General features: G+C 52.5%; 10 protein-coding genes. 6 read left to right on the top strand and 4 right to left on the bottom strand.

Annotation, left to right across the window (positions count from 1 at the left end):
* Window positions 1-154: 154 nt before the first annotated feature.
* Window positions 155-1,552 carry a solute carrier family 23 protein gene (locus HUF19_RS10450; RefSeq protein WP_145470470.1) on the top strand — a complete coding sequence of 466 codons (1,398 nt, stop codon included), beginning with the start codon at window positions 155-157 and terminating at the stop codon, window positions 1,550-1,552.
* A 111-nt stretch (window positions 1,553-1,663) separates the two neighbouring features.
* Here the strand turns inward: HUF19_RS10450 and HUF19_RS10445 are convergent, their stop codons facing one another.
* Window positions 1,664-2,245 carry a hypothetical protein gene (locus HUF19_RS10445; protein WP_260996601.1) on the bottom strand — a complete coding sequence of 194 codons (582 nt, stop codon included), beginning with the start codon at window positions 2,243-2,245 and terminating at the stop codon, window positions 1,664-1,666.
* 103 nt (window positions 2,246-2,348) lie between these two features.
* Here HUF19_RS10445 and HUF19_RS10440 point away from each other — a divergent pair, with 103 nt between their 5' ends.
* From HUF19_RS10440 to HUF19_RS10430, 3 genes are all read left to right on the top strand, one after another.
* Window positions 2,349-3,104 carry a TSUP family transporter gene (locus HUF19_RS10440; RefSeq protein WP_260996600.1) on the top strand — a complete coding sequence of 252 codons (756 nt, stop codon included), beginning with the start codon at window positions 2,349-2,351 and terminating at the stop codon, window positions 3,102-3,104.
* 233 nt (window positions 3,105-3,337) lie between these two features.
* Window positions 3,338-5,548, top strand: a complete 2,211-nt coding sequence (locus tag HUF19_RS10435) for an EAL domain-containing response regulator (RefSeq protein ID WP_260996599.1) — start codon at window positions 3,338-3,340, stop codon at window positions 5,546-5,548.
* The gene (locus HUF19_RS10430; protein ID WP_260996598.1) at window positions 5,548-7,503 is read left to right on the top strand and encodes a sensor histidine kinase; all 1,956 of its coding nucleotides are present in this window, start codon (window positions 5,548-5,550) and stop codon (window positions 7,501-7,503) included. The genes HUF19_RS10435 and HUF19_RS10430 overlap by 1 nt, the downstream gene beginning before the upstream one ends.
* Before the next feature lie 27 nt (window positions 7,504-7,530).
* On the opposite strand, the gene HUF19_RS10425 is transcribed toward HUF19_RS10430, so the two are convergent.
* The 3 genes from HUF19_RS10425 to trmA form a co-directional block, all read right to left on the bottom strand.
* Window positions 7,531-8,124 carry a GNAT family N-acetyltransferase gene (locus HUF19_RS10425; protein ID WP_260996597.1) on the bottom strand — a complete coding sequence of 198 codons (594 nt, stop codon included), beginning with the start codon at window positions 8,122-8,124 and terminating at the stop codon, window positions 7,531-7,533.
* A gap of 216 nt (window positions 8,125-8,340) precedes the next feature.
* Window positions 8,341-9,729 carry an ATP-dependent RNA helicase DbpA gene (gene dbpA / locus HUF19_RS10420; protein ID WP_260996596.1) on the bottom strand — a complete coding sequence of 463 codons (1,389 nt, stop codon included), beginning with the start codon at window positions 9,727-9,729 and terminating at the stop codon, window positions 8,341-8,343.
* Window positions 9,726-10,865 carry a tRNA (uridine(54)-C5)-methyltransferase TrmA gene (gene trmA / locus HUF19_RS10415; RefSeq protein ID WP_260996595.1) on the bottom strand — a complete coding sequence of 380 codons (1,140 nt, stop codon included), beginning with the start codon at window positions 10,863-10,865 and terminating at the stop codon, window positions 9,726-9,728. The genes dbpA and trmA overlap by 4 nt, the downstream gene beginning before the upstream one ends.
* A gap of 552 nt (window positions 10,866-11,417) precedes the next feature.
* Here trmA and HUF19_RS10410 point away from each other — a divergent pair.
* Together HUF19_RS10410 and HUF19_RS10405 are read left to right on the top strand one after the other, a co-directional pair.
* Window positions 11,418-12,311: an acyl-CoA thioesterase gene (locus HUF19_RS10410; protein ID WP_260996594.1), complete on the top strand. Its 894-nt coding sequence runs from the start codon at window positions 11,418-11,420 to the stop codon at window positions 12,309-12,311.
* Entirely contained in the window at window positions 12,308-12,868 is a 561-nt protein-coding gene (locus tag HUF19_RS10405; protein WP_145470489.1) for an acyl-CoA thioesterase, read from the top strand. The genes HUF19_RS10410 and HUF19_RS10405 overlap by 4 nt, the downstream gene beginning before the upstream one ends.
* Window positions 12,869-12,881 lie beyond the last annotated feature (13 nt).

Here is a 12,881-nt window from a genome sequence, read left to right as displayed (position 1 = left end):
TTCCCGACAAGCGAAAAATACGTACGACCTTGGTTTAATTTTTAGACTAAGGTGGTGTGCACTGCTCTCGCTAATACTTCCTCCATTCTTTAATGTCCGCGCTCTGATAACTCATAACAGACGCAAACAACAATAATTGAGGAAGAGAGCACTTATGCAAATGCAGCAACGTACGCCGGGAGGCGAGCAACCGTATTGGCCGGCTGGTCCGTTCAAAATCCGACTGCCTTTTGTTCATTACCGCTGGGAAATGGCTGAAACCATTCAGGGTCTGGTAATGTTTGTGGTTGGTCTGGCCATGATTCCATTGCTGGAAAAATATCTGGGCATGCCGTATGAAGCGGCTCTGGCTTTTACCTTTATTGCGGGTCTTGGTTATATTCTGCCGGCTTTGCTGGGTGTACCTCTGGTGCCGGGCTGGATTACGCCGGCAATTCCGGTGGTTATTCTGTTTCTGAACGGTTTTGAACCGGGCCCGGATGCCATTAAAGCGTTATTTGCTTTGCAGATTGAAGTGACGCTGATCTTCCTGATTCTCGGTCTGACCGGCTGGGGTTCAAAACTGGTTCAGGTGATTCCTAACTCCCTGAAGTCGGGCATTATTATCGGTGCCGGTATTGCCGCCTTAATGGGCGAATTAAAAACCGGTGGCCGTGTGGATGCGACACCGATTTCGCTGATTATCGGTTCCGTTGTTTCAGCCTATGTGCTGTTTTCCCTGTCGTTTAAAAACGTCGTTGAGCAGTCAGCCATTGCCCGTCGTATCGCTAATTTCGGTATGGTGCCGGGTATGATTATCGCGATGATTGTCGGCTGGATTGTCGGTGAATATCCGCTGCCGGATATCCAGTGGGGCATCACTCAGCCAGACTTCGCCCTGATGGCTAATTACCTGACCTTTGCTGTTGGCTTCCCGGGCTGGGATGTATTCCTGCTGGCCATTCCAACTGCGTTAATTGCTTACGTGATTGCCTTTGGTGACATCATTGTTGGTTTTACCCTGGTTGAGCGTATCGACAAGGTCCGTACCGATGAAAAAATTGAAACCAACGTTGACCGCGTGCACGTTGTTACCGCGATCCGTAATGGTATTCATGCCTTCTTCGCGCCGTGGCCGGGTCTGGCTGGTCCGCTGTGGACCGCTGCTCACGCTACCGTAGCCGAGCGTTATGCCATGGGCCGTAAAGCGATGGATTCTATCTACAGTGGTGGTGGTACCTTCTGGCTGACCGGTTTACTCGCGCTGTTCTGTCTGCCACTGGTGACCATGTTTAAACCGGTACTGCCGATTGCGCTGTCACTGACGCTGATCCTGACCGCTTATATCTGCATCATGGTGGGTATGGAACAACTGCGTAACCCAACCGAACGTGGTGTGGCCGGTATTGTGGCGGTAACTCTGGCGATGCCGGACCCTAAATCCACCGTGTATGCGGTCATTATCGGTCTGCTGCTGTACTTCCTGATTGAGCGCCCAAGACTGATGGGCAAACATAAAACGGAAGACGAATTTATGTTCGCCGACCCGCAGGAAAGCACCGAAAGTAAATAAGTATTTATTGATGTGCTGAAAAGCCCCGCTCATTGGAGTGGGGCTTTTTTATTTTCGCGCTACTGTTCTGGCTGATAAAGGCGGCTGATTATTTTGCCGCAGAATGGCTGATTATTTTGCCGCAGAATGGCTGATTTCAATCAGCTCCTGCTCGCCGGGAAAATCCGGTAGTAACCAGATTTTTTCAAAACAATGGTGGGGCAGTTTCAGATGGCGGACAATGGGTAAAAAATCATCGCGGTTCCACAGCGGACTGGCATTGCGGATGACCAGCCAGACGCGTTTGGAGTGATAACGCTTGCGCGCTTTATTCACCAGAATACGGTTAAGTGCAGTGTGCAGTTTACGTCCGCTTTCCAGACTGGCGAGGTCGGCGAGATAACTCCACAGATGGTCATCGCCATGGTAGTGATTATGATCGGTTTCCCGCGGGTGGTCGCCCGAGGCAATACGTGCTTCATTCTCGCTGGCATATAAATGTGCGATTTCCAGATCCAGCGCTTCGCCCTGTAAATAACAGGAAATATCCGGCTTGGCCGGTTCGTTATGCCAGATATGACGGATTGGCTGATGAAATTCCCGCTCATAGGCCCGCATAAAGAGCTTGGCCGCATCACGTTCCAGCCGTCGCTTCTCCGTATCGGAGTGACTTAACGGTTTACCGTCCTGGGTGTGGTGAATATCTGAGGTCATAAAGGCTCCGTCTGACGCCATCGCAGCAGGCCGGAAAGCGCCCCTGTCTGCACCCCCGGCCTTCGCGTATGATAATCAATGTTTATCTTCCGCAAAGAATACTATGCCTGAGTTATCTGTTGATGTGTTGCTTTTGTTAGCGCTGGTGGCCGGTGCGGCGGGTTTTATTGATGCCATTGCCGGAGGAGGCGGGCTGCTGACCATCCCGGCCCTGCTGGTCGCCGGGCTGAATCCGGTGCAGGCGATTGCCACCAATAAGCTGCAGGCGTGCTTTGGCAGCTTTACCGCAACCCGGTTTTTTGTGCGCGAAGGTCTGGTCGATCCCATGCTCCAGCGCTGGAGTGTGGCAATCACGGCGCTGGGCGCTGCTGCCGGCGCACTGGCGATTCAGTGGTTCGACAGCGCCTTGCTGGTTGCGGTTATGCCCTATGCCTTAATCATGATTGCTCTTTATTTACTGCTGGCACGTAAAGCAGGAGAACAGGAAACAAACGCAAGGCTGAGCGCCGGGCAATTTAACGCCAGTGTGGTTCCGGCCGTTGGCTTTTATGATGGTTTTTTCGGGCCGGGTACCGGCACCTTTTTCACCCTGGGTTATTGTCAGCTGCGTGGTATGAATATGCTGCAGGCCACTGCACATGCCAAACTCCTGAATTTCACCACTAATGTTGTTTCACTGTTGATTTTTATTTTATCGGGTCAGATCGCATGGGTTGTTGGTTTAAGCATGGCGCTGGGGCAGGCGCTGGGCGCTCGTCTGGGGGCGGCAACGGCGGTACGGCGCGGCGTGGTGTTTGTCCGTCTGATGACCGTGGCGGTATGCATTGCTATGAGCATCAGCCTGATGGTTAAGAATTAGCTTTTGCTGCAATACGCGTTTCAAAAAAGCTCTGCACTGTCCTTTATGGCGGGAATTGACGTGTTATCTGCGGTTTTTTCCTGATTTATCATCAGTTGGGCCAGAAAGCGGTTTTTGATAGCAGCTATCAATGGCAGCATCTGATGCTATCCCCTATAACTATATAAAGCTCAATATTCAGTGTTTATCGGCTCAGCTTCTGTCTGAACCGGTAAGACAAGGACAGCACACACATGTCTCATGACGCCTTCGTTTTCAGTGACGATGAATCCAATATATCCCCGCAGCAAGCCCATGTCCGCTGGAAGATTCTCAGCGTTGAAGATGATCCTGTCTATCAGGCTTCGCTGCTGCATGGTCTGAGCGGTCTGCAATTCAGAGGTCAGGATGTTGAAGTTCTGACTGCTTCCTCGGCGGTTCAGGCGGCGGAGATACTGGCTGAACACGACGATATCGCGGTAATGCTGCTGGATGTGGTAATGGAGCAGGATGACGCCGGCCTGCGGCTGGTCAGCTCTGTGCGCGAGGTTCTGGGTAATTCCTCAATCCGTATCGTGCTGCTGACCGGGCAGCCGGGTGTGGCTCCCGAGACCGATGTCATGCGTCAGTACGATATTGATGAATACTGGAACAAAGCGGACCTGAACCGCGAAAAGCTGCATTCCGTGGTGGGCAGCCATCTGCGCACCTGGCACTACATGATGGAGCTGAGCCGGGCACAGCGTGGCTTGCAGCTGATTCTGGACGCATCCCGTAACCTGCACAGTCAGCAGGAACTGGGAGCATTAACCCAGGCGGTGCTGACGAATATCAGCCTTATCATTGGTGCCGGAGTGGGTGGCATTGTCTGTATGGGGCAATTCCGGGAAAGGTCCCTTGAGGCTGCACAGGTGATAGCCAGCTCCGGTCACTACAGCAATATGCCGGACATAGCGGTCAGTGATCTCGAACCGGCTGGGCGTCTGGAAACCTTGCGCACTGCTTCCAGCAGCCAGAGTCATCAGTTCCGCAATGACCATTCCGTTCTGTATTTTGAAACTCACGCCATTGACGGGGCCGAATATCTGGTTCTGATTGATGGCTTGTTTGACCTGACCGAAGCTCATATCAACCTGCTGCGTGTGTTCAGTGAAAATATCCGCAGTGGTTTTGCTAATGTTGCACTGCTGAATCGCGTCAGTCGCCTGGCCTACTTTGATGATTTTCTGGGTATACGTAACCGTAATGGTTTATTGCGTGAGCTTGGCACACTCAATGAAAAGGAGCGCCGGGAAGGGGTATTGTTGCTTGCCCGCATAAAAAACTTTCAGGATGCGATGGTCACCTTTGGTGAGAGCTATTGCGAAAGTCTGCTGCAGGCCGCCGCCGCCGCGCTGCAGCAGCAACTGCCGGGCTGCAGTTGTTTTGCCACGTGCAGTACCGATTCATTCGCCATGATTTTTAATCACAGTACACAGCCTGATGAAGCGCGGTTGCTGCAGGTGTGTGAACAGGTATTAATGTTGTCAGGCGTTCAGCATCATATACAGCTGATATTCTGCAAGCTTGAACTTAATCTGCTTGAAGACAGCTCGCCGCAGGAAATCCTGCACCTGGCTGAAATTACGTTGTCCGTTGGCAGTGGCTACAACCTGAATCTGATTGGTTACACTCCGGGGTATCGTGAAAAAATTACCAGCAGCCATCTGCTGTTACTGGAGCTTCAACAGGCGCTGCAGAATAATGAGCTTTTTATTATGCTGCAGCCAAAAGTTGAGCTGCTCAGTCAGAAGCCGGTGGGTTTCGAAGCGCTGGTACGCTGGCAGAAACGCGATGGTAATTTTATTCCCCCGGATGTATTTATTCCGCTGGCAGAAACCTCCGGTCTGATCGGTAGTCTGGATCTGCATGTTTTACGTTCGACGTTTTCTGCGGTTCAGCAGCTGAAGGCGGCCGGATTTGACTTGCCCGTTTCTTTCAATGCGACGGTTTCTGATCTGAAAAACCGCGATTATATTCAGGAGATTTTTAACGCCATTGAGGGAGGTCAGGTCAATCCGCAACTGCTTGAAATAGAAGTTACGGAATCTCAGGCGATGGCTGATTATCGTCATTTTGACAAAATATTGCGGCAATTTATGGACGCAGGTATGGGGGTCAGTATTGACGATTTCGGCACCGGCTATTCATCGCTGTCGCATATCACACGCCTGGCGGCTACCACCCTGAAAATTGACCGGTCCTTTATAAATGGCATTGAAAACTCAGAAGAAGATCGCCACGCGGTTGAAATGGTAGCCAAAATCGGTCAGCGCTTCGGCTATCATATTGTTGCTGAAGGCGTCGAAACAGAAGCACAGAATCAATGGCTGCAGGAGGTTGGTTGTCGTATCGGCCAGGGCTATTTTTTTGCACGGCCAATGACCATCGATGATGCTATTGCCTGGTTAAAGTCCCGCCCCTGATGCCTTTTGCTCTCCTGCAACGCCTGTCAGAAAAGCTGGCAGGAAATTTCCCTTATCTTGCAGTTTCCCGCAAGCGCAAGCGTGGTTTGCGTTTTCTGCTGCTGTTGCTTGTGGTCGCGCTGGCTGCCGGAATGTCCGTCAGCTATTTTTTTCGCCAGTCATACATCAGTGAAATTAATACCCGGCACGATTATATTCTTGGTACCGCGTCGGCTTATCTGAACCGCGAACTGGGTGATGTCCGCAATATTGTTTCTATCCTGTATCGCGATCAGGGTATTTCGCAGGGAATATCTTCTGACTCAATGTTGGATGCATCGCTGATTGCCGGACGATTTTCAGACTTTGTTTATTCTCTGGATAATCTTTTACAACTGCGCTGGCTGGATGGACAGGGGCAGGAGCGGGTTAGGGTGGATATCGACAAAGGTCAGGTAATGATTACCCCCGAAGATAAACTGCAGAATAAAAGTCAGCGCTATTATTTTCAGGATGCCATGAAGACGGTACCCCCCGAGGTCTATTTCTCCGGACTGGATCTTAATATCGAGAATGGCGCGATTGTTGAACCTTATGAGCCGACTCTGAGAGCGGGTATCCGTACCGGTGTTGATGACGGCAAGCAAGCTGGTTTATTGCTGATTAACTATGATTTCAGAAATTTGCTGAAGCAACTGAGAACGCTGTCTGATCACGATGCTGAGTTATTGATCGCCGATGAAAAAGGTTACTGGATTTTAAATCCGCAGGCTGATCTGGAGTGGGGTAATGATCTGGGACATAAGAATAATACGCTGCAGGTCAGTCAGCCTGAGCTTTGGCGCGAGTTGCTATCACGCTCTGTTATCTCCGCCTCGGTATTTTCCGGAGAAATGATCAGTAGTCTGAAAATTAATCTGGCTAAGGCTGCAGCCGGTGCTAATACCACACCGGTTTATCTTATGGTTCGCAGTAATAAAGCTTATATGTCAGCGATACGCTGGCAGTCTGCATGGCCAGGAGTATTGCTGATGGTGGTGATTATTTTGCTTGGTGGCCGCCTATTGCATCATGATCTGCTGCAGCAATATCAGCGCTATCAGCTGAACCTGCAGCTGCAGCGGGAAAAAGAGCAGCTTGAAGCCGTGAATAAAAGACTGGATACCAGCTTGCAGGCACAGCGTATTTTACAGGATGAGCTGGTTGAAACCCGTAAATTATCGGCGCTTGGCATGATGGTGGCCGGTGTCGCGCACGAGCTGAATACCCCGGTGGGAGGGGCACTGATGCTGGCATCGACACTGGAAGACCAGCTGAATGATCTGGCTAAAGCCTTTGATGAGGGGTTAAGCCGTCAGGCGCTGAGCGATTATATTCAGCATAACCGCGAGGGACTGGCGTTGCTGAGCGAAAACCTCCGGCGCGCCAAAACCCGGGTTGAGAGCTTTAAACGTCTGGCCATTGATCGCGCCAGTGACGAAGTTGTCGGCTTCTCCCTTCAGCAGGTATGCGATGATTTATTACGCTCTATGCAGGTAATGCTGAATAACGCCGGAGTTAACGTTGATGTAACGATCGCCGGAGATCTTCAGTTGCAGGGATATCCGGGCATTGTTTCGCAAATATTACAGAATCTGATCGTGAATGCGGTGATTCACGGTTTAACCGATATAAGCGCAGGCCGGGTGACTTTGCAGGCATGGCAGGACGACGAAGCCATGGTCAATATTCGCGTCAGCGATAATGGCCAGGGTGTACATGCTGACATCGCAGGTCGTCTGTTTGACCCTTTCGTTACCAGTGCCCGTGGACAGGGGTCAACAGGTCTGGGCCTTCATCTGGTGCACCAGTGGGTGACGCACCTTCTGCATGGCAGCATCCGCGTTGAAGAATCTGCTCAAGAGCCGGGTAAGCAGCAAAGTAAGAGCGGCTTGTCGTTATTACTGATTTTTCCGGCGCAGATCAGCGCTGCTTAATTCATGCACTCCGGCTCTGCAAACAGCCTAACTCCGTACAGAAATGTCTTTTTCCATCAGCACCAGACTCAGGTCATTCTGCAATGGTGTACCGACCGCCAGTTGTTTGGGGAAAGGAGCCCGTGAGGACGTCAGCTGATATCCGCGTCTCTGATAATAGGCAATTAAATCTTCCCGGGGTGCCAGTACCTGCATCTGCATGACGGTGCAATTCAGATCAGAGGCGAAGGCTTCGCCCCAGGATAGTAACTGCTTACCCAGTCCCTGTGCCTGATAGTGCGGATGTACGGCAAAGCTGCCGAATTCACATGCCACTACCTGTTGGCTTTCCAGTGGTTGTAATTTTTTTTGTATCAGAGAAAAGCAGGCGATAATGTCGGCATTATTTTTAATGCAGAAAAAATTCACATCCGCACGATGAATAAAGGCCTGTAAATCGTCGGGCTGAATACGCTGACCAGCGACCAGACCGACTTCCGAAGTCCAGCCCCGTAATTGCGCTTCAGTACCGTCTTCGCTGCCGCGATAACACAGATTCATTAATGCACAGAGCGCCGGTACATCGGTGTCTGTCGCAGCCTGGAGCGACAGAGGATGCAGAAATGAAGCGTCAGGCAGCATAGTGGAGTACTCAGCAGTGTTATAACGGTTATTGCCGCAAAGTATCTTATCAATAACCGGGTTTAACAACAGGGTTTAACAGCAGGATTTAACAACAGGATTTAACAACAGCGTTATCCTGCTGCGGTCAGTCGTCAGATTTTTACAGACACTGTTTTCTGAGCCATAAAAAAACGGCTGCACCGGCAGCCGTATTTTTCTCTTATTACCCGCCGTTTAAACCCGGCGTACTTTAATGGCGCGGCCTTTTATGCGGGTTTTCTGCAGATGATTCAGGGCGATTCTGGCCTGATCGCGCTGGACTGCAACATAAGCGGCGTAATCCAGCACTTCAATTTTACCGACAGCACTGCCGGCAATACCGCCGGGTGAGGTCAGGGCGCCGAGAATATCGCCGGGGCGCAGTTTATCTTTACGACCCGCCGCCAGACACAGGCTGACGTTGGCCGGTTTTTCTGCCTGCAGCATCACATCGCTGAGTTCACTGATTGGCAGCAGTGGAATATCGCGGCCCTGTTGTTCGGCAATGGCAGCGCGTTTGTAGTCTTCGCGTTCGGTAGCAATAGAGATTGCCAGACCTTCTTTACCGGCACGGCCGGTACGGCCGATACGGTGTACATAGACTTCCGGGTCGCGCGGTAATTCGTAGTTAATTACCGCTGGCAGATCATCGACATCCAGACCACGGGCAGCGACATCGGTTGCGACCAGAAAATTGGTGCTGTTCTGTTTGAACTGCACATAGACCTGATCACGGTCACGCTGATCCAGATCGCCGTGCAGGGCGAGGGCGATAAACCCCATATCGCGCAATATCTGGGTGACTTCTTCGGTTGCCTGTTTGGTGTTGCAGAACACCACGGCCTGCTGAATACCAAAGTGGCTTAATACCCGTGCCAGTGCCTGTTCTTTTTCATTGCGTTCGCAGATGACCAGATGCTGCTCGATGCTGTTGCTCTGATGCACGGCTTCGACTTTGACATTCAGCGGGTTGTGCTGAAATTCGGCACTTAACTGGCTGATGTTTTCCGGATACGTGGCCGAAAACAGCAGGGTCTGACGGTTGGCCGGGGTGTGCGCCACAATATTATGAATATCGTCGGTAAAACCCATATCGAGCATGCGGTCGGCTTCGTCCAGCACCAGTGTCTGTACCTGATCAATTTTCAGGGTTTCTTTGCGCAGGTGATCTTTAATCCGCCCCGGAGTACCAACCACGATGTGTGCACCGTGTTCCAGCGAGCCGATTTGTGGGCCAATAGACACACCGCCACACAGCACCACCACTTTAATATTGGCCTGAAAGCGTGCCAGCTTGCGGATTTCTTCCGCCACCTGAGTGCTGAGTTCGCGGGTCGGACACAGGACCAGCGCCTGCACACCAAAAAAGCGCGGATTAATTTTGCTTAATAACGGCAGACCAAAGGCGGCGGTTTTACCGCTGCCGGTTTTGGCCTGGGCAAGAATATCCTGACCGGCCAGTGCCGCCGGCAGAGTCTGCTGCTGTACCGGCGTCATCTGGCTGTAGCCCATGCGCTCAAGATTCTGCAACTGGCTGGCAGGCAGATCGAGCTGACTGAAGGATGAAGATGCGGTGCTGTTCATGAAGGGTTTTTCCGGGTCAGGACCACACCGGTTTCGATATGGTCGGTATAGGGGAACTGATCAAACAGCGCAAAGCGTTTGATCTCGTGGGTGTTGCACAGCACCTGCAGGTTGTCGTAAAGGGTATTGGGGTTACAGGAGATATAAATAATATTGTCGTAGCCCTGCACCTGTTTCACCGATTCATCATCCAGCCCGGCGCGTGGCGGATCGACCAGTACGGTACGGAAATCGTAGCTGCTTAAATCGACGCCGGACAGCCGCTCAAAGGTGCGTTCGCCGCGCAGGGCCTGCACAAATTCTTCGCTGGATAAACGCGCAATCACGACGTTATCAAGCTGGTTATCGGCAATATTGACCTGGGCGGCCGCGACCGAGGTTTTGGAAATTTCGGTCGCCAGTACGCGGCGGAAAGTATCGGCCAGCGCCATGGAGAAATTACCGTTGCCGCAATACAGCTCCAGCAGGTCGGATGACGGCTCGCCGTTGTTATCACTATTGTTAATCTCAGCGGCGGCAGAACGGGCCCAGCTCAGCATCTGCTGATTCATCTCGCCATTGGGCTGGGTAAAGCCCCCTTCAATCTGGCGGTAGTGCAGGGTTTTGCCGTCCACCTGCAGGGCTTCGTTCACATAGTCACGTTCCAGTACCAGCTTTTGCTTGCGTGAGCGGCCAACAATCGGGAAGCCCAGACGGGCCTGCAGTGCTTCGGCTTCGGCGCGCCATTCATCACCTAATGGCTTGTGATAAATCAGTGTGATTAAGGCATCACCGCTCAGGGTGGTTAAAAACTCGACCTGAAACAGTTTGCGGCGCAGCAGCTCGTTCGGCTGGATGTCCTCCAGCAGGCGGACCATTAATTCGTTAATCAGATGCGAGGCGATGGGAAATTCACGCACTTCATAGACTTTGCTCTTATCGCCCGGCTCAAACATGGCGTAAAAACAACGGTCGCCATCGTGCCACAGACGGAATTCCGCGCGCAGGCGGAAGTGGCTCGGGGCACTGGCATGCACCTGTAATGACGGCGGATTAAAGTCGGCAAACAGATCGCGCAGGCGCTGTGCTTTTACCTCCAGCAGCTCGGCATAATGCTCGGGGTTTACATGGTGCTGGTAGGGGTCACGCTGTTGCATAGGTCGCCTGTGTGAAATCGGGTTGTGCGGAAGTCGGGTGCATTGTGCCTGTGTATCGTTGTTTACGCGGGTTTGGCCCCGGATCGCGTTGCATCTGCGGATGCGGGCGGAGGCAAAATCCCATTGCAAAAAGGCCGCGTATTATACGGATTGCACGCTATTGTGCATCTTTTAACCTCAGGATGCCGGTTTTAACCTCAGGATGCCGCTTTGTCGCCGCTCAGGCACGGATAATCTCCCCCAAATGATCCGGGAATGGCAATTTCAGCCTTTTAGCAGGTCTGGTTGTCAGATGCGGCACTGGGCCAGACTGCCATGTTGTGAGATAAAGACGCAGATGGATGATTGGTTTATCCAATCAGGGCTTCATTCAGAGGATGTCACGGCGGCCAATGTGTCGCCGTACTGAATCCGTATTGTGTGAAACATTAACAAACAGAAAGACGCTGGTCAGGCCGGTCAACAGTGCCCGCCAGCGATGATTTTAATAAGAAAAGGTGGCGTCAGGGCAGCAGCATCCGCCCGCGTCCGCCCGTTAAGGCAGGGTTTAGTATGAGCAATGTATTGGCAGAATTGATTGAGCTGTTAAAGCTGGAAGCCATTGGCGTAAACCGTTTCCGTGGTCAGAGCCAGGATCTGGGCTTCCGTAATTTGTTCGGCGGTCAGGTGCTGGGGCAGAGTTTATCGGCAGCCATTCAGACGCTGACTGAAGGCGAGTGGGCTCCACACTCACTGCATGCTTATTTTCTGCGTCCCGGTACGGTGACCGACAGCGTTGAATTTGAAGTGGATGTACTGCGCGATGGCCGCAGTTTTGCCACCCGGCAGGTAAAAGCCAGCCAGAACGGCAAGGCGATTCTGACCATGATGTGTTCGTTCCAGCATCCGGAAGCGGGCTTTGAGCATCAGAATCCGATGCCCGATATCAAAGGCCCGGAGGGTATTCCGTCGCAGCTGGAGCTGGCGCGCATGTTCCGCGATTACTTCCCGGAGCGGGTTCGCGATATTTACACCGCCGACCAGCCGATTGAAATCCGTGTGCTCGACCCGGTGAATATTTTTGCGCCACAGAAAAAAGAACCGGTGAAATACGCCTGGATGAAGGCCGATGCGCCCATGGGCGATAACCCCAATGTGCACGCCACCATGCTGGCTTATGCCTCCGACTTCAACCTGATTACCACAGCGCTGCACCCGCATGCGGTATCGGTCTCGCAGAAAGACATGCAGGTGGCCAGCCTTGATCACAGCGTCTGGTTCCACCGTCCGCTGCGTATGGATGAATGGCTGCTGTATGCCATCGACAGTCCTAATGCCGGTGGTGCGCGTGGCTTCTGTCGCGGTCAGCTGTTTAACCAGAAGGGCGAGCTGGTGGCTTCGGTTGCACAGGAAGGTCTGATGCGCAAGATTGATCTGAACGCCAAATCCGGCGAAGGCAAAGCATGAGCCAGATGTTGCGCTCGGCCCTGATGTTTGCCCGCCGTCCCTGGGCCAAACCGGCAACCGCGCTGGATGTGTTTCACACCCGTTTCCGCGTTTTGCCCTGGGACTGCGATCTGAATCTGCATTTAACCAATACCCGTTATCCGGCCTGGCTGGATCTGGCGCGCACCGAGTTTTTTCTGCGCCTGGGCACCGGCCCATTATTTGTACGCAAGGGCTGGCGCTCGGTATTGGCCAGCCAGACTTTAACCTTTGTGCGTGAGATCAAACCGCTGGCGCTGGTGGATGTGGAAAGCCGGGTGCTGCACTGGGACCGTAAGTATTTCTATATGGAGCACCGTTTTCTGGTCGATGGCCGTTTACATGCCAAAGCGCTGGCGCGCATTGCGGTGCTGAAGGGTGGCCGGGTGCGTTCATTAGCGAGCATGCTGCAGGCCGTCGCGCGTCTGAAAAATGAGCCGGATGAACTGCAGGAAGCGCCACCGGCACCGCTTGAAGTGCTGGCCAAAATCGAATTGCTGGGAGCCAAACGGCAGGCGGAAGAAGAACGCAGCAGCTGATGCTGTGTGGGTT

The sequence above is a fragment of the Thalassolituus hydrocarboniclasticus genome, from assembly GCF_025345565.1.
In the GTDB taxonomy this organism is placed as follows: Bacteria; Pseudomonadota; Gammaproteobacteria; order Pseudomonadales; family Oceanobacteraceae; genus Venatoribacter; species Venatoribacter hydrocarboniclasticus.
This window is presented reverse-complemented; position numbering and strand designations above follow the sequence as displayed.

What these genes read in the sequence shown, in the direction of transcription:
- dbpA (WP_260996596.1), bottom strand. Translation starts at nt 9,729, where the DNA reads ATGAACAGCACCGCATCTTCATCCTTCAGTCAGCTCGATCTGCCTGCC.
- HUF19_RS10435 (WP_260996599.1), top strand. Translation starts at nt 3,338, where the DNA reads ATGTCTCATGACGCCTTCGTTTTCAGTGACGATGAATCCAATATATCC.
- HUF19_RS10430 (WP_260996598.1), top strand. Translation starts at nt 5,548, where the DNA reads ATGCCTTTTGCTCTCCTGCAACGCCTGTCAGAAAAGCTGGCAGGAAAT.
- HUF19_RS10425 (WP_260996597.1), bottom strand. Translation starts at nt 8,124, where the DNA reads ATGCTGCCTGACGCTTCATTTCTGCATCCTCTGTCGCTCCAGGCTGCG.
- HUF19_RS10410 (WP_260996594.1), top strand. Translation starts at nt 11,418, where the DNA reads ATGAGCAATGTATTGGCAGAATTGATTGAGCTGTTAAAGCTGGAAGCC.
- HUF19_RS10405 (WP_145470489.1), top strand. Translation starts at nt 12,308, where the DNA reads ATGAGCCAGATGTTGCGCTCGGCCCTGATGTTTGCCCGCCGTCCCTGG.
- trmA (WP_260996595.1), bottom strand. Translation starts at nt 10,865, where the DNA reads ATGCAACAGCGTGACCCCTACCAGCACCATGTAAACCCCGAGCATTAT.
- HUF19_RS10440 (WP_260996600.1), top strand. Translation starts at nt 2,349, where the DNA reads ATGCCTGAGTTATCTGTTGATGTGTTGCTTTTGTTAGCGCTGGTGGCC.
- HUF19_RS10450 (WP_145470470.1), top strand. Translation starts at nt 155, where the DNA reads ATGCAAATGCAGCAACGTACGCCGGGAGGCGAGCAACCGTATTGGCCG.
- HUF19_RS10445 (WP_260996601.1), bottom strand. Translation starts at nt 2,245, where the DNA reads ATGACCTCAGATATTCACCACACCCAGGACGGTAAACCGTTAAGTCAC.